General features: G+C 62.8%; 17 protein-coding genes. 12 read left to right on the top strand and 5 right to left on the bottom strand.

Annotated features, from left to right (window positions below):
- Nucleotides 1-5: 5 nt before the first annotated feature.
- From GC125_RS20080 to coxB, 4 genes are all read right to left on the bottom strand, one after another.
- Nucleotides 6-158, bottom strand: coding sequence for a cytochrome c oxidase system small membrane protein (locus GC125_RS20080; RefSeq protein WP_164527743.1), 153 nt, complete (start codon nt 156-158; stop codon nt 6-8).
- Between the two features lie 11 nt (nt 159-169).
- Nucleotides 170-1132, bottom strand: coding sequence for a heme o synthase (gene cyoE / locus GC125_RS16150; protein WP_151986585.1), 963 nt, complete (start codon nt 1130-1132; stop codon nt 170-172).
- Nucleotides 1133-1240: 108 nt separating this feature from the next.
- Nucleotides 1241-2899 carry a cytochrome c oxidase subunit I gene (ctaD, locus tag GC125_RS16155; RefSeq protein WP_151986586.1) on the bottom strand — a complete coding sequence of 553 codons (1659 nt, stop codon included), beginning with the start codon at nt 2897-2899 and terminating at the stop codon, nt 1241-1243.
- Nucleotides 2900-2917: 18 nt separating this feature from the next.
- Nucleotides 2918-3817, bottom strand: coding sequence for a cytochrome c oxidase subunit II (gene coxB / locus GC125_RS16160; RefSeq protein ID WP_199864613.1), 900 nt, complete (start codon nt 3815-3817; stop codon nt 2918-2920).
- Nucleotides 3818-4141: 324 nt separating this feature from the next.
- On the opposite strand from coxB, the gene GC125_RS16165 reads away from it, so the two are divergent.
- From GC125_RS16165 to GC125_RS16180, 4 genes are all read left to right on the top strand, one after another.
- Entirely contained in the window at nt 4142-4765 is a 624-nt protein-coding gene (locus GC125_RS16165) for an invasion associated locus B family protein (RefSeq protein ID WP_199864614.1), read from the top strand.
- Between the two features lie 127 nt (nt 4766-4892).
- The gene (gene tldD / locus GC125_RS16170; protein WP_151986588.1) at nt 4893-6308 is read left to right on the top strand and encodes a metalloprotease TldD; all 1416 of its coding nucleotides are present in this window, start codon (nt 4893-4895) and stop codon (nt 6306-6308) included.
- A gap of 17 nt (nt 6309-6325) precedes the next feature.
- Nucleotides 6326-7051 (top strand): NAD-dependent deacylase, encoded by a 726-nt coding sequence (locus GC125_RS16175; RefSeq protein WP_151986589.1) that lies wholly within the window; start codon nt 6326-6328, stop codon nt 7049-7051.
- Between the two features lie 63 nt (nt 7052-7114).
- Nucleotides 7115-8188: a polysaccharide deacetylase family protein gene (locus GC125_RS16180; RefSeq protein ID WP_199864615.1), complete on the top strand. Its 1074-nt coding sequence runs from the start codon at nt 7115-7117 to the stop codon at nt 8186-8188.
- Here GC125_RS16180 and pdxH read toward each other — a convergent pair.
- Nucleotides 8171-8791: a pyridoxamine 5'-phosphate oxidase gene (gene pdxH, locus GC125_RS16185; protein ID WP_151986591.1), complete on the bottom strand. Its 621-nt coding sequence runs from the start codon at nt 8789-8791 to the stop codon at nt 8171-8173. The genes GC125_RS16180 and pdxH overlap by 18 nt on opposite strands.
- Between pdxH and GC125_RS16190 the strand changes: the two genes are divergently transcribed.
- The 8 genes from GC125_RS16190 to GC125_RS16225 all read left to right on the top strand — a co-directional run bounded on the left by GC125_RS16190 (nt 8791) and on the right by GC125_RS16225 (nt 15540).
- Nucleotides 8791-9279, top strand: a complete 489-nt coding sequence (locus GC125_RS16190) for an RT0821/Lpp0805 family surface protein (protein WP_199864616.1) — start codon at nt 8791-8793, stop codon at nt 9277-9279. The genes pdxH and GC125_RS16190 overlap by 1 nt on opposite strands.
- Nucleotides 9280-9349: 70 nt before the next feature.
- Nucleotides 9350-10417 (top strand): DnaJ C-terminal domain-containing protein, encoded by a 1068-nt coding sequence (locus tag GC125_RS16195; RefSeq protein ID WP_199864617.1) that lies wholly within the window; start codon nt 9350-9352, stop codon nt 10415-10417.
- Nucleotides 10418-10515: 98 nt separating this feature from the next.
- Nucleotides 10516-11334, top strand: a complete 819-nt coding sequence (gene fabI, locus GC125_RS16200; RefSeq protein WP_151986594.1) for an enoyl-ACP reductase FabI — start codon at nt 10516-10518, stop codon at nt 11332-11334.
- Between the two features lie 25 nt (nt 11335-11359).
- Nucleotides 11360-11959 carry a histidine phosphatase family protein gene (locus tag GC125_RS16205; protein ID WP_151986595.1) on the top strand — a complete coding sequence of 200 codons (600 nt, stop codon included), beginning with the start codon at nt 11360-11362 and terminating at the stop codon, nt 11957-11959.
- Nucleotides 11960-12069: 110 nt separating this feature from the next.
- A complete protein-coding gene (gene aroC, locus GC125_RS16210; protein ID WP_151986596.1) occupies nt 12070-13182 on the top strand; it encodes a chorismate synthase in 1113 nt (370 codons plus the stop codon).
- A gap of 48 nt (nt 13183-13230) precedes the next feature.
- The gene (ribB, locus tag GC125_RS16215) at nt 13231-14328 is read left to right on the top strand and encodes a 3,4-dihydroxy-2-butanone-4-phosphate synthase (protein WP_151986597.1); all 1098 of its coding nucleotides are present in this window, start codon (nt 13231-13233) and stop codon (nt 14326-14328) included.
- A gap of 22 nt (nt 14329-14350) precedes the next feature.
- On the top strand, nt 14351-15280 hold the full coding sequence (locus GC125_RS16220; protein ID WP_151986598.1) for a histone deacetylase family protein: 930 nt from the start codon (nt 14351-14353) through the stop codon (nt 15278-15280).
- A 2-nt stretch (nt 15281-15282) separates the two neighbouring features.
- Nucleotides 15283-15540: an exodeoxyribonuclease VII small subunit gene (locus GC125_RS16225; protein WP_502706066.1), complete on the top strand. Its 258-nt coding sequence runs from the start codon at nt 15283-15285 to the stop codon at nt 15538-15540.
- The last annotated feature ends 16 nt before the right edge of the window (nt 15541-15556 follow it).

Genomic DNA, 15556 nt, shown 5'->3' on the forward strand with positions numbered 1-15556 from the left:
CTCCCTCAGATCATCGGCTTGTTCATGATCTCCGGCCCGATCTTGATGACCGTTGCCGCATAGAACAGGATGACGAGCAGCGCCAGAACGATGCCGATTGCGATGGACCGGTTGCGGCGCGCGCGCTTCTGCTTTTCCGTCAGTTCAACAGTTTCCATTGCCGCCTCCATCATGCCGCAAACGCTGTGAAGGCCCGCATCGCCCAATCGTCGATCAGGAACAACGCGAAGATAGCGAAGAGATAGATCAGCGAGTAACCGAACAGCTTCTTGGCCGGAACCATGACGCGATCGTCTTCCGGCATCGTCCAGACCTTGTAGGCATGGCGAATGAACTCGGCGCCAAGCAGCAGCGAAACGGCGGCGTAGACCGGGCCGGCGAAGCCGAGGAAGTACGGCGATACGCCGACGATGGCCGTTGCGACCGCGTACCAGAACATCTGCGTCTTGGTGGATGCCTCGCCCTTGACGTTGGGCATCATCGGAACGCCGGCATCACCATAGTCACGCAGCTTGAACAGCGCGAGAGCCCAGAAGTGCGGCGGCGTCCACAGGAAGATGATCAGGAAGAGCACGACGCTTTCGATCGAGATCGAACCGGTAACGGCGACCCAGCCGATCATGGGCGGGAACGCGCCGGCAGCACCGCCGATGACGATGTTCTGCGGCGTCATGCGCTTCAGCCACATCGTGTAGACGACGGCGTAGAAGAAAATGGTGAAGGCGAGAAGCGCGGAAGCGGCCCAATTGACGAGCAGGCCGAGCGTGATCACCGAAAACACGGACAGGATCAGGCCGAAGCCGAGGGCTTCGCCACCGGTCACGCGGCCATCGGGGATGGGGCGCTTTGCGGTGCGCGTCATCACGGCGTCGATATCGGCGTCGTACCACATGTTGAGAGCGCCGGAGGCGCCTGCACCGACTGCGATGCAGAGCACGGCAACGCCGGCGATGAACGGATGGATGTCACCGGGCGCGAGGTAGAGGCCGACGAAAGCCGTGAAGATTACGAGCGACATGACCCGCGGCTTCAGGAGATCGAAGAAGTCGCGTGCACTGGCCTCGGACATGCGGACATCGGACCCGCCAACGATTTCAGGCACGGCGACATCATGATCGCTGGTGTAGGCCATTCAACTCAACCTTTCGCGCGGGACGCGCAGAATTCAGTCTTCTCTCAAGTCGGAGACCGCCAAACGATGCTGGCGGCCTCATGTTCATCAACCCTGGTAGGCCGCCGCTTACTTGATGCGCGGCAGCTGCTCCCACTGGTGGAACGGCGGCGGCGAAGACAGCTGCCATTCGAGCGTCGTTGCACCCTCGCCCCAAGGATTGTCGCCGGCGATCCGCTTCTTGGCGAAGGCTTCCCAAACGCCATAGAGGAAGATCAGGACGCCGACAGCGGCGATGTACGAGCCGTAGGACGAGATCGCGTTCCAGCCTGCGAACGCATCCGGGTAGTCGATGTAGCGGCGCGGCATGCCGGCCAGACCCAGGAAGTGCTGCGGGAAGAACACGAGGTTCACGCCGATGAAGGTGACCCAGAAGTGGGTCTTGGCGACCAGCGAGTTGTACATGTAGCCGGTCATCTTCGGGAACCAGTAGTACCAGGCGGCGAAGATCGCGAACACAGCTCCAAGCGACAGCACATAGTGGAAGTGCGCCACCACGTAATAGGTGTCGTGGAAGGAGCGATCGAGACCGGCATTGGCGAGCTGAACGCCCGTGACGCCACCGACCGTGAAGAGGAAGATGAAGCCGATCGCCCACAGCATCGGCGTGCGGAACGAGATCGAACCGCCCCACATCGTCGCGATCCACGAGAAGATCTTCACACCCGTCGGAACCGCGATGACCATCGTGGCGAAGACGAAGTAGCGCTGCGTGTCGAGCGACAGGCCGACCGTGTACATGTGGTGTGCCCACACGATGAAGCCGACGGCGCCGATTGCGACCATGGCGTAGGCCATGCCGAGATAACCGAACACGGGCTTGCGCGAGAAGGTCGAGATGATGTGGCTGACGATGCCGAAGGCCGGCAGGATCAGGATGTACACTTCCGGGTGACCGAAGAACCAGAACAGGTGCTGGAAGAGGATCGGGTCACCACCGCCGGACGGATCGAAGAATGCCGTTCCGAAGTTGCGGTCCGTCAGAAGCATGGTGATGGCACCAGCCAGAACGGGCAGCGACAGAAGAAGCAGGAAGGCGGTGATCAGCACCGACCAGGCGAAGAGCGGCATCTTGTGCAGCGTCATGCCCGGAGCGCGCATGTTGAAGATCGTGGTGATGAAGTTGATTGCACCGAGTATCGACGAGGCACCGGCGATGTGCAGCGACAGGATCGCGAGATCCATGGCTGGCCCGGGTTGGCCGGAAGTCGAGAACGGCGGATAGATCGTCCAACCGCCACCGACGCCGTAGGCACCGGCCGGACCTTCGACGAACATCGAAAGCAGCAGCAGGATGAAGGCGGGCGGCAGAAGCCAGAACGAGATGTTGTTCATGCGCGGGAACGCCATGTCCGGCGCACCGATCATGATCGGAACCATCCAGTTGGCGAAGCCGCCGATCAGCGCCGGCATGACCATGAAGAAGATCATGATGAGGCCGTGGGCGGTCGTGAACACATTGTACATGTGCTTGCCGCCGTCGAGGGCTGCATCACCCTCGAAGCCGTAGACCATGGCCGCGAGGCCGTGGAAGATCTGGATGCCCGGCTCCTGCAGCTCCATGCGCATGAAGATGGACAGGGCGCCACCGATGATGCCCGCCATGATCGCGAAGATCAGGTAGAGCGTACCGATGTCCTTGTGGTTGGTGGAAAACATCCACCGTTTCACGAAGCCCTGCGGCTTGTGATCGTGATGGGCGTCGTGAGCAGCGGTCGAACCGGCCATGAGCCTCGCTCCTAGTTCTTACTGTGCATCGTTGTCGGCAACGTCGACGGACTTTTCAGCCTCGATCGATGCCATAAGGGCGCGGTTGGCTTCACCGATGTTATCGGCCGCTGCGGTCGCCCAGGAATTGTACTGCTCTTCGCTCACAACGCGGATCGCGATCGGCATGAACGCGTGATCCTTGCCGCAAAGCTCGGAACACTGGCCGTAGTAGAGGCCTTCACGTTCTGCCTTGAACCACGTTTCGTTCAAACGGCCCGGCACGGCATCCATCTTCACGCCGAAAGCGGGCATGGCAAAGGAATGTAGCACGTCGCCTGCGGTGATCAGCATGCGAACTGTTTGATTAACGGGAACCACGACTTCGTTGTCGACGGCGAGAAGACGCGGATAGGCGGCTACGTCCGTTTTGCCTGCGGCTTCACGATCGGCGTCCTGCAGCATGAATGAGTCGAAGACGACTTCCGTAGGCTCGCCGCCCTCTTCCGCTTCAGCCTGATATTCATACCCCCAGTACCACTGGAAGCCCGTAGCCTTAATCGTCAGCGCAGCTTCTTCCGGCGGATCGTACTGGGCAGAGAGGAGTTGGAAGGACGGTACGGCGATCGCCAGGAGAATCACGACCGGCGCGACGGTCCAGACGACCTCGATCAGCGTGTTGTGGCTCGTGCGCGATGGAACCGGGTTCGCCGACTTGCGGAATTTAAGGGCGCAATAGCCGAGAAGACCGAGAACGAGCAGCGTGATCGGAACGATGAACCACAGCGTGTAGACTTCGAACCACGTGATTTCCTGCATGATTCCAGTCGCTGCCGGCTGAAAACGCACCTGCCAGTCGACCGGCTGATCTGCGTTGGCCCCGGTAGCAGAAAGCAGCGAAACCATAGCGGTCAGCGCTGCAAATGAGATGTATCTCACACCCAATCTCCTTGAAGCATGGCCCATTGCAGGCACAATCTTGTACCGAGCCGGACTTTCTTGCCCGCTTAGAACCATAATTTACAGGGTATCGCAACATGCGGAAGGCGCTTCTCATGCGGCATTTTGCACCGAACGCGCCATACTCTGACGGCGGGCCATCAGCGCTTGTCGCCCTTCTCGCCGACCTGATGCAAATTGCGGAGCGCTGCACGATTCTGGCCGTTATTGATGGATATGCGGGTACGGTCATTCGGCCGGGCTTTCAATTTCAGTCGCGCGCCGTCAAATTCCTGCCTGTGATTCGCCAATCCGAGGTCGCCGATGCCGCCGAGCCCCCTGTCTGCCTTTATCCGGAGCGCCTCTGCCGGCGCCGCATTCCTGGCCCTGGCCGCATTGTCCTTTACTGCCCACGCGCAAGATGCCGAGGCTCCCGCAGAAGCGCCAGCAGCAGAAGCGCCGTCTGAAGGCGCGCCCGACGCTCAGACTTTGCCCGAGACTCAACCTTCGCCGTCGCAAAGTGGCGCCGTTCGCTCCACCCACGGCGCCTGGTCCATCGTCTGCGACGAACAGGCCGGAGCGCCCGACGAGCAATGCGCCCTCATGCAGAACGTCATCGCCGAGGATCGCCCTGAAGTCGGGCTTTCGGTCGTCGTTCTGAAGACTGCCGACGATCAGGCCCGCATCCTGCGGGTCCTCGCCCCACTCGGCGTTCTTCTGCCGAACGGCCTCGGTCTCAATGTCGATGGCGAGGACATCGGCCGCGCCTATTTCGTGCGCTGCTTCACCGACGGCTGTTACGCAGAGGTGATTTTGGAAGACGAACTGCTCGAAACCATGGGTAGCGGTACGACCGCGACGTTCATCGTGTTTCAAACGCCGGAAGAAGGCATCGGCATACCGGTCGATCTGGACGGCTTCGAAGCAGGCTTCGCTGCCCTGCCCTGAGGCTGCCTCGGCCGCCACGCGTATTCCAAAGCCGCCTCATGGGCGGCTTTGCCGTTTCTGAGGGTGTGATTCCATCCGGCCAGGGCCTATATGACCCGGACTACTTCAAGCGCCCGGGAGCCTCTTCGTGACCGATCAATTGCTCGACAAGTTCGATATATCCGCCGCCTCGATCGAGCGGATCGTTTCCGACACGCTACGCGGCGCCGATGATGGCGAGCTCTTCCTTGAATATCGCCAGTCCGAAGGGCTTCTCTTCGACAATGGACGGTTGAAGAGCGGAACGTTCAACACCGACCAGGGCTTCGGGTTGCGGGCGGTGGCCGGTGAAGCCATCGGCTACGCCCATGCGGGCGAGCTGTCAGAGGCTGCGCTGAAGCGCGCGGCCGATGCGGTTTCGGCCGTGACCGTCGGGCATTCAGGCAGCTATGCGGCTGCTCCCCAGCGCACCAATCGCAGCCTTTATGGCGAGGAAAACCCGATCGGCCAGCCCGATTTCGAGCAGAAGGTGAAGCTTCTGCAGGAGATCGACGCCTATGTGCGCGCCAAGGATCCCAAGGTGCGGCAGGTGTCGGTGTCGCTCGGCGCAAGCTGGCAGGTGGTGGAAATCGTCCGGGCGGATGGCGAGCGTCGGCGTGACGTGCGGCCTCTGACGCGCGTCGGTGTCTCCGTGGTCGTCGGCGATGGCGACCGCCAGGAAAGCGGCAGCTTCGGCATGGGTGGCCGGCACGGCTTCGGCGATTTCGTCATGGCCGAGAATTGGCGCACTGGGGCCGACGAGGCTCTCCGCCAGGCGCTGGTCAATCTCGAAGCGCGCCCGGCCCCGGCCGGCACGATGGACGTCGTGCTCGGCAATGGCTGGCCCGGCGTGATGCTGCATGAAGCCGTCGGCCACGGCCTCGAGGGCGACTTCAACCGCAAGAAAACCTCCGCTTTTGCGGGGCTTCTCGGCGAGCAGGTCGCGGCCAAGGGTGTGACGGTCGTCGACGACGGGACGATCGGCGAACGCCGCGGCTCGATCACCATCGACGATGAAGGCACGCCGTCCGCCTACAATGTCCTCATCGAGGACGGTAAGCTCGTCGGCTACATGCAGGATCGCCAGAACGCCCGGCTGATGGGCATGAAGCCGACCGGCAACGGCCGCCGCGAAAGCCACAGCCACGCACCGATGCCCCGCATGACCAACACCTACATGCTCGGCGGCCAACATACGCCGGAAGAAATGATCGCCTCGGTCAAGAAAGGCATCTACGCCGTATCCTTCGGCGGCGGTCAGGTCGACATCACGTCCGGCAAGTTCGTCTTTGGCTGCACCGAAGCCTACATGATCGAGAACGGAAAGATCGGTCATCCGATCAAGGGCGCCATGCTGATCGGCAACGGTCCCGACGCCATGAAGCGCATCTCGATGATCGGCAACGACCCCAAGCTCGACACCGGTGTCGGCAACTGCGGCAAGGCGGGCCAGTGGGTGCCGGTCGGCGTCGGCCAGCCGCACCTCAAGATGGACCAGACGACGGTCGGCGGGACCGAAGCCTGACTCCAGGGCTCTCGGTCATGGCGTTTCGCCCCTCCTCCATCGTCATTCTCACCGGTGCCGGCATTTCAGCGGAATCGGGCGTGGCGACATTCCGGGACAAGGGCGGCATCTGGTCGAGGGTTCGCATCGAGGATGTGGCCACGCCGCAGGCCTTCGCGCGCGATCCTGACCGCGTGCACGATTTCTATAATAAGCGGCGCGCCGGGCTGGACAGTGTCGCGCCCAATGCTGCACATCTTGCGCTCGCACGGCTGGAGCAGGAATTCGCTGGCGATTTCCTGCTGGTCACCCAAAACATCGATGATCTGCACGAGCGCGCGGGCAGCCGGAAGCTGATCCACATGCATGGCGAACTGGCAAAGGCGCTCTGCCTCCACTGCGGGCAGCGCAATGCGTGGCGTGATGAGATGGATACTCTGACGCCATGCCCGTCCTGCAGCATGGGTGGCGGCATGCGCCCCGACGTCGTCTGGTTCGGCGAGATGCCCTATCAGATGGACAGGATTTCCGACCGATTGCAGGCGGCCGATCTCTTCGTGTCGATCGGCACGAGCGGCACCGTCTATCCCGCCGCCGGTTTCGTGGAAGAAGCACGCAGCGCCGGCGCCCTGACCATCGAGCTCAACCTCGAGCCCTCGGCCGGGCATTCGCACTTTCATCGCTCAGAAACCGGAACGGCGTCAGCGCTCGTGCCCGCCTTTGTCGACAGTCTGCTCGCGGGGACGATCTTCAACAAAGATTAATGTCCATCCCCTATCACTCCAAGCTGAATGCAGCACGATCGGCGTTGGGGGATCGAGGGCGGCGTGGGAACGACACTCGCCAGACATGGCCTGGGAAAAGCTGCGGTCGCAGCAGCGCTGGAGACGTTTCACCTCGCCTCCCGCGCCGGCATCGGCCGCGCCAGGCGCCCCCGTGCGCTGATTTTCACACTTCACCATGTTCGCCCGGCCGTGCCCGCGCCTTTCGCGCCGAACGCCCATCTGGAAGTGACGCCTGAATTTCTCGACGTCGCGTTGTCCTCCCTTATCGCTGACGGTTTTAAGCCCGTGCGTTTGGAGGACCTCCCCGAGCATGTGCGCAACGGTAATGCGAGCGACAGCTATTTCGCCTTTACGCTCGACGATGGGTATCGGAACAACCGAGATCACGCCCTCCCCGTCTTCAAACGACACAACGTGCCGCACACAATCTTCGTGACACGCGGCTTCGTGGAGCGAACCCACACGGCCTGGTGGGAAACGGCGGCGACGCTGCTTCGAGACCGCACCTCGCTGACGTATGATTTCGGCAGCGGCCAAGAGACGCTGACGACCACCACGACTGCTTTGAAATGCCTGGCGTTCGCGCGTCTCGCGGCTGCGATCCGGTCCTGCCATGAGGATGATCGGATCGAGGCGTTGAACGTCGAGGCCCGGCAAGCAGGGCTCGAGCCGCTCGATTTCATTGATCGTGAGGTGATGGATAGTGCCGAACTGGCGGCCCTTGTAGCATCGGAGCCGCTGGTTTCGCTGGGGGCCCATAGCCTCACCCATCCAAGCCTGGCGCATGTCACGCCGGAGCGCCTTCACGAAGAACTGAGCGGGTCTGCCGATTACATCGGCGAGATCACCGGCAAGCGCCCGGAAGTCTTTGCCTATCCCTACGGTAGCGTCTGTGCGGCGGGGCCACGGGAATTCGCAGCTTCCGGAACAGCGGGCTTCAAGCTCGCCGTGACGACACAGCCCGGCGTGATCGACCTTGCTGGACTTGCTCTTGCACCATTCAGCCTGCCGCGGATTTCGCTCAACGGCCACTTTCAGCGGGCGCGCTATGTGCGTGCGCTCGCTTCCGGATTGCCGTTCCGCATGATGAAGCGCCGATCAGGGATAGAGGCGTAGACGATCCCAGGCCGCGCTCTCACTCTCGCGCGTGAACTTGATGCGGTCATGCAGGCGGAACGCACCGTCCTTCCAGAATTCGATTGCAACGGGCTTGATGCGGAAGCCCGACCAGTGCGGCGGGCGCGGGATCGTCTCGTCGCCATAGCGTTCGGTCAGGTCGGCCACCGCCTTTTCCAGGGTCGCCCGATCGTCCAAAGGCCGTGATTGGGCCGATGCCCAGGCGCCGATCTGACTGCCCCTCGGGCGCGATGTGTAATAGGCATCGGCCTCGGCCTCGGTCACGATTTCCACCGGCCCGCGAAGACGGACCTGCCGGCGCAACGATTTCCAGTGGAAGCACATGGCGGCCTTCATGGTCGCCTGGATCTGGGAGCCCTTGGCGCTTTCGAAATTGGTGTAGAAAACGAAGCCGCGATCATCGAAGCCCTTGAGCAGCACCATTCGCACGTCCGGAAGGCCGTCCGTGTCGACCGTCGCCAATGCTGTCGCGGTCGGATCGTTGACCTCGCTCGCCACCGCCTCTTCCAGCCAGCCCGCGAAAAGCGCGACCGGGTCCATCGCCTCGGTGAAGTTACCTTGAATTAAGGATGTATCGCTCATTGTCGATCCAGACTGCCTGCGTTCTCAATTGCGTCGACCATATGGTGCCCGCCCTGCACAAGTCCATGACATTGCGCGATCGTTCGAGCCCAGCTCTCAGGGCTGTGTGTCTCGGCATCCTTACGCTTGGCCTTGGCGGATGTATCGGCACCGACGTGGACATGGCGCTCGGCGTCGATCACACGGTGACCGGCTCCATCAACAGGCCGGCTGGGCCTGTCGCCGGCAGCGACGATGCGGCGCTCATCGCTGCGATTGCGGATATCGACCTTGCCCGGACACCGGATGGGCCCTTCGCCTGGGCCAATCCCTCAACGGGCACGACCGGCGTCATCGGCTATGTGGCGGAAGAACAGCGGGACGACGCCACGTGCCGCCGGTTTTCAACGACGCGTCGCGACGTATTCGGCCGCCGGCAGTTCCAGGGCCTCGGCTGCAGCAGCGACGGCGAACGCTGGCAGATCATCGATCTTTCGCCCGGCACATGAAAAAATCGGCATAAACCCTCAATTAGCAATCTCTTTCTAGACTGCACTTCGGTCCATGGAAGAATCTGTCATGCGTAATCCGTATTTTATACTCGGCGTCCAGCCGGATGCCGGGAAAGATGAGATCAAGAGCGCCTTCCGGCGGCTCGCCATGGCATTTCATCCGGACCAGAATCCCGGGGATTTCGGTGCGCAGGAGCGCTTCTCCGAAATCAACGCGGCCTACCAGATCCTCGGCAATCCCGACCGCCGCCGCGAATTCGACGAAGGGCTCATCGATGCGCGCGGACGCAGGCGGCCAGCCAGCGCTGCGGGCAAGCGAACCGCCGACCCGTTCGCCGCATCCGACATCAACCGCCGCCGGCCCGAGCCTCAGGAACGGCCCGAAGACATCGCGGAACGCATCTTCGGCGAGGCCTTCCAGCAGGCAAAGCCTGCCGCCGATGCAGCGCGGGCTGCAGGACGCACGACCATCAACGATGCGCCGGGGATCGACGACGTGCCGCTGGACGGCGCGCCTGCCGAGCCGCGCACCGAAAAAGCCACCCCCGCTCGGCCGCAGCGCAGCTGGTCGCTCTTCGATCGCGCCCTGAAACCGCTTTTCGGCCTGATGACGCCACGTGACGAAACCAGAACGAGCGACAGCCACACGCGGCTCGAGGTGCCTCTGACAACGATCATCAATGGCGGCGAGCACGACGTGCGACGCAGCGATGGATCGATGGCCTCGGTGAAGGTTCCGCGTGGCACGATTGAAGGCGACATCATCCGCGTCCCCGGCCAGGGTGACGGGTCGGAGGCCGGCGGGCGTGGCGATCTCTGCGTCGCGATCGTCTACGAAAAGCACGAGCGGTTCCGCAGCGACGGCCGCGACCTTGTTCTCGCTGTGCCACTCAACCTGGATCAGGCCGTCTTCGGCGTGACGTTGAGCGTCGAAAGCCTCGACGGGCCCGCGACGATCAAGATCGATCCTTGGTCGGATTCCGCCGCCAGCATCCGCGTGACCGGTCGGGGACTGCCGACCAATGGCGGTGCGCGCGGCGATCTCGTCTGCGAGCTGCGGCTGATGCTGCCGGCTGAAACGGATGAAAAGCTGACCGATCTTCTGCGCATGCAACGGGGCGCCTGGTTCGTCTGAACGGCGAAAACCGCCCCGGGATAGCGTGCAGCGCTCCCTTGAACCATCGGAAGGCCTGTGCAATAGGCTCTCGCACTTGGAAAGCCGAGGAGAGAGACATGGATCAGGCAACGGGGCTGATGCGCGGTAAGCGCGGCGTCATAATGGGCCTCGCCAACAACCGCTCGATTGCCTGGGGCATTGCGAAGACCTTGGCGGAGAACGGTGCCGAAATCGCACTCACCTACCAGGGCGACGCGCTGCGCAAGCGAGTCGAGCCCCTGGCGGCAGAGCTTGGCGCGATCGTCGCCGGCCATTGCGATGTTGCAGATGAAGAGACGATCGATGCCGTTTTCGCCGAAATCGAACGCCAGTGGGGCAAGATCGACTTCGTCGTCCACGCGATCGCATTTTCCGACAAGGACGAGCTGACCGGCCGCTACCTGGAAACGTCGCGTTCCAACTTTGCGCGCACGATGGATATCTCCGTCTATTCGCTGACGGCGGTGACCAAGCGCGCCGAAAAGATGATGAATGACGGCGGCTCGATCGTCACGCTCACCTATTACGGCGCCGAAAAGGTCATGCCGCACTACAACGTCATGGGTGTCGCCAAGGCAGCGCTCGAGGCGAGCGTGCGTTATCTCGCAGTCGACCTCGGCAATCGCGGCATCCGCGTCAACGCGATCTCGGCTGGACCGATCAAGACGCTCGCCGCGTCCGGGATCGGCGACTTCCGCTATATTCTCAAGTGGAACGAGTACAACGCGCCACTGAAGCGGACGGTCACGATCGAAGAAGTCGGGCGCTCGGCGCTTTACCTCCTTTCGGACCTTTCGACGGCCGTCACGGGCGAGATCCACCATGTCGACATGGGCTATCACACCGTCGGCATGAAGGCGGTCGATGCGCCGGACATTTCCGTCGTCAAGGACTGAGCATCCCCTGCCACGAGGCCGTGACGTGCTGATTTATGCCATCCGCCACGGCCAGACGGACTGGAATGCCGAGGATCGTTTCCAGGGTGCCCGCGACATTCCGTTGAACGATGTCGGGCGCGCCCAGGCGCGGGGCAATGGCCGGCGGCTCGCCGAGGAACTCGGCAGCGCAATCACCGATTTCGACTTCGTCGCAAGCCCGCTCGGGCGAACCCGCGAGACGATGGAGCTGATCCGCGCGGAACTCGGTTTGCCGGTCTCGGACTACCGAACGGACGATCGCATCATCGAAGTCTGTTTCGGCGAATGGGAGACCCGCACGCTCGAGGAACTCTCGCTCGATCAGGCCGACGCCGTCGCACAGCGCGATGCCGACAAATGGCATTTCATTCCGCCTGGAAGTGACGCCGAGAGCTACGAAATCCTGTCCTGGCGCGTTGCGTCCTGGCTTTCGACCGTCGAGCGTCCGACGATCTGCGTCTGCCATGGCGGCGTCATCCGTTCGCTGTTCAAGCTGGTCGGCCAGTTGCCCGCCGAGGATGCGGTGGTCATGCCGGTGCATCAGGACCGCATCGCGCTCATCAAGGACAAATCCGCATCCTGGCTGCCCGTCGCCGGTGGTTGACGCTGCGGCACCCGCCCTGCTCCCATTTACCGTGCGGCCGACGTTTGCGCATGGGCAAGGCATGGGTTAGATCAAGCTCCGCTTTCTCTTGAGATGCACCCGGGCACCCCATGTCGCACAACACTTTCGGCCATCTTTTCCGCGTGACAACCTTTGGCGAGAGCCACGGCGTCGCGCTTGGATGCGTGGTCGATGGTTGCCCGCCCGGCCTCAAGTTCACGCTCGCGGAACTCCAGCACTGGCTCGACAAGCGTAAGCCGGGACAATCGCGGTTCGTGACGCAACGCCGCGAGGACGACGTGGTGAAGGTCCTGTCCGGCGTCATGCCGCAGGAAGACAGGTTCACCTTCCTCACCACCGGCACGCCGATCGCGCTCGTCATCGAGAACACCGATCAGCGCTCGAAGGATTATTCGGAGATTTCCCGCCAATACCGGCCGGGTCATGCCGATTACACCTACGACGTCAAATACGGCGTGCGCGACTATCGCGGTGGCGGGCGCTCGTCGGCACGCGAAACGGCGGCACGGGTGGCAGCCGGCGGCATCGCCCGCAAGGTCCTGCCCGACGTGCGGTTTCGTGGCGCGCTCGTCCAGATCGGCGATCGTCCGATCAACCGGCGCAACTGGGACTGGGATTGCATCGACAACAACCCGTTCTTCGCGCCCGACCCGGAGATCGTGCCGGTCTGGGAAGCCTATCTCGACGAGGTCCGCAAGGCCGGCTCATCGGTCGGCGCCATCATCGAGGTTGTGGCCGAAGGCGTGCCGGCCGGGCTCGGCGCTCCGATCTACGCCAAGCTCGACCAGGACATCTGCGCTGGGCTGATGTCGATCAACGCCGTCAAGGGCGTGGAAATCGGCAACGGCTTTCTGGCAGCGACGATCCGCGGAGAAGACAATGCCGATGAAATGCGCATCGGGCCGGATGGCAAGCCGATTTTCCTTTCCAATCACGCTGGCGGCATTCTCGGCGGCATTTCCACCGGCCAGCCGATCGTGGCGCGCTTCGCCGTGAAGCCGACGTCGTCGATCCTGAACGAGCGCCGCAGCATCGATGCCGACGGCAACGAAGTCGATATCCGCACCAAGGGTCGCCATGACCCATGCGTGGGGATTCGCGCCGTTCCGATCGGCGAGGCCATGCTCGCCTGCACGATCGCCGATCACTATCTCAGGGACCGAGGACAGACCGGCCAGTCGAGACTTGTCACTGACGACTGAGCCCCTCCGCCACAAGGGTTGCGTCCATACGCTTGCTAGGAACACTTCATGCCATACGATCAAAAACGAGTTGTCGAAGCGCTGCGCGCCTTCGAAGCCGGTGAAATCGTCGTCGTCACCGACGATGACGGGCGCGAAAACGAGGGCGACCTGATCGTCGCCGCGGTGCATTGCACACCCGAGAAGATGGCCTTCATCGTGCGCCACACATCCGGTATCGTCTGCACGCCGATGACCCGCGAGGACGCCAAGCGTTTCAATCTCGGGCCGATGGTCGCAGAAAACGATGCGCCGCACACGACGGCCTTCACGGTCTCGGTGGACTACAAGCACGGCACGACGACGGGGATTTCGGCCGACGACCGGACCCTGACGGCACGCAACCTCGCCAATCCCAACGCCGGCGCCTCGGATTTCGTGCGGCCCGGCCACATCTTCCCGCTGGTCGCACGCGAAGGCGGGGTGCTGATGCGCTCCGGCCATACGGAAGCGGCGGTGGACCTCTGCAAGCTGGCCGGCCTTCCCCCGATCGGCGTCATCTGCGAACTCGTCAACGACGACGGCACCGTCATGCGTGGCCCGCAGGTGGAGGCGTTCGCACAGGACAAGGGCCTCAAGCAGGTCTCCGTCGCCGATCTGATTGCCTATCGGCAGCGCAAGGAAACACTCGTCAAGCAGAACGCCACCTTCCCGATCGAGACGCCGCACGGGCGCGCGGTCGCGCACTCCTATTCGCTGCCCTGGGACCCAATGCATCACCTCGCCATCGTCTTCGGCGACATTCGCGACGGCGAGGACGTGCCGGTGCGGCTTCAGGTCGGATCCGTGCAGGACGTGTTCGGCATGCCGCGGCCCATTGATACCTACATGGAGCGCGTTGCCGCTCACGGACGTGGCGTGATCGTCTATCTTCGCGAAGGATCGGTCGGCGTCGGCCACCAGAATTCGGGACGCGCAGCGCTCGGCATCGAAGAACATGACGAAGCGAAGGCCCGCGAGAACGAATGGCTGGAAATCGGCCTCGGCGCCCAGATCCTGAAGGACCTCGGCATCACGTCGATCCGCCTGCTCGCCTCGCGCGAACGGCACTATGTCGGGCTAGAAGGCTTCGGCATCGCCATCACAGAGACAGAAATCTGCTCTTGATCACACCCCGGGGAAGCGCGTCATGACGACCAAGCTTTATACGAGCCCGATCTTCCTGGAGCATCTGGTGCCCGCCGGGCATCCCGAACGCCCAGACCGCCTTCGGGCAGTGGCCGCGGCGCTGGAGCATGAGAACTTCGATGCCCTCGTCCGGGTCGAGGCTCCGCTGGCGCCGGAAGAAGCGGTCCTGCTCGCCCATCCCGAGACCTATCTGAACCGGGTTCGCGGCAGCATCCCCGAAGAGGGCATGACCCAGATCGATGCCGACACCCATGCGAGCCCGCGCAGCCTTGAGGCCGCGTTGACGGCCGTCGGCGCCGCGATGGCCGCTGTCGACGACGTGTTCACCAACAAGGCCGACAACGTCTTCGTCGCGTCGCGCCCGCCCGGCCACCACGCCGAAGCGGACAAGGCAATGGGCTTCTGCCTGTTCAACAATGCCGCTATCGCCGCCCGCCATGCCCAGCGCAAATATGGCTGCGACCGCGTCGCGATCATCGATTGGGACGTGCATCACGGAAACGGCACCCAGGACATCTTCTGGAACGACCCGTCGGTGCTTTATCTCTCGACCCACCAGATGCCGCTCTACCCGGGCACCGGCGCGCTTGGGGAGACCGGCACGAAGGGCAATATCGTCAATGCCCCGCTCTCACCGAACGTGGGGGGCGATCATTTCCGCGAGGCGTTCAAATCGCGCATCCTGCCCGCGATCGAGGATGCGATGCCCGATCTGATCATCATTTCGGCTGGCTTCGACGCGCACCATCGCGACCCGCTGGCGCAGATCAACCTGGTTGCCGACGATTTCGACTGGGCGACTGCAAAGCTTATGGAGATTGCCGAACGCCACTCGGGCCACCGCATCGTCAGCCTGCTCGAGGGTGGCTATGATCTCGTGGGGCTGGCCGAGTCGGCGGCGATCCATATCCATCGACTGATGAAAGGATGATCATGAACGCGCAACCGGATGCCATCACCGAAATCGCGGGATTGAGCTTCGAGCAGGCTCTGGCCGAACTGGAGCGCATCGTTTCGGATCTGGAACGGGGCGATGTTCCGCTCGATCGCTCGATCGCCATCTATGAACGCGGCGAAGCCCTCAAGAAGCATTGCGAAACGCTGCTGAAGGCCGCCGAAGATCGCGTCGAGAAAATCCGGCTCGACCGGAACGGCAAGCCGACGGGCGTCGAGCCGCTGGACGACGCCTAAGCTTTTAAAGCTGCTG

This window comes from Rhizobium sp. EC-SD404 (genome assembly GCF_902498825.1).
In the GTDB taxonomy this organism is placed as follows: domain Bacteria; phylum Pseudomonadota; class Alphaproteobacteria; order Rhizobiales; family Rhizobiaceae; genus Georhizobium.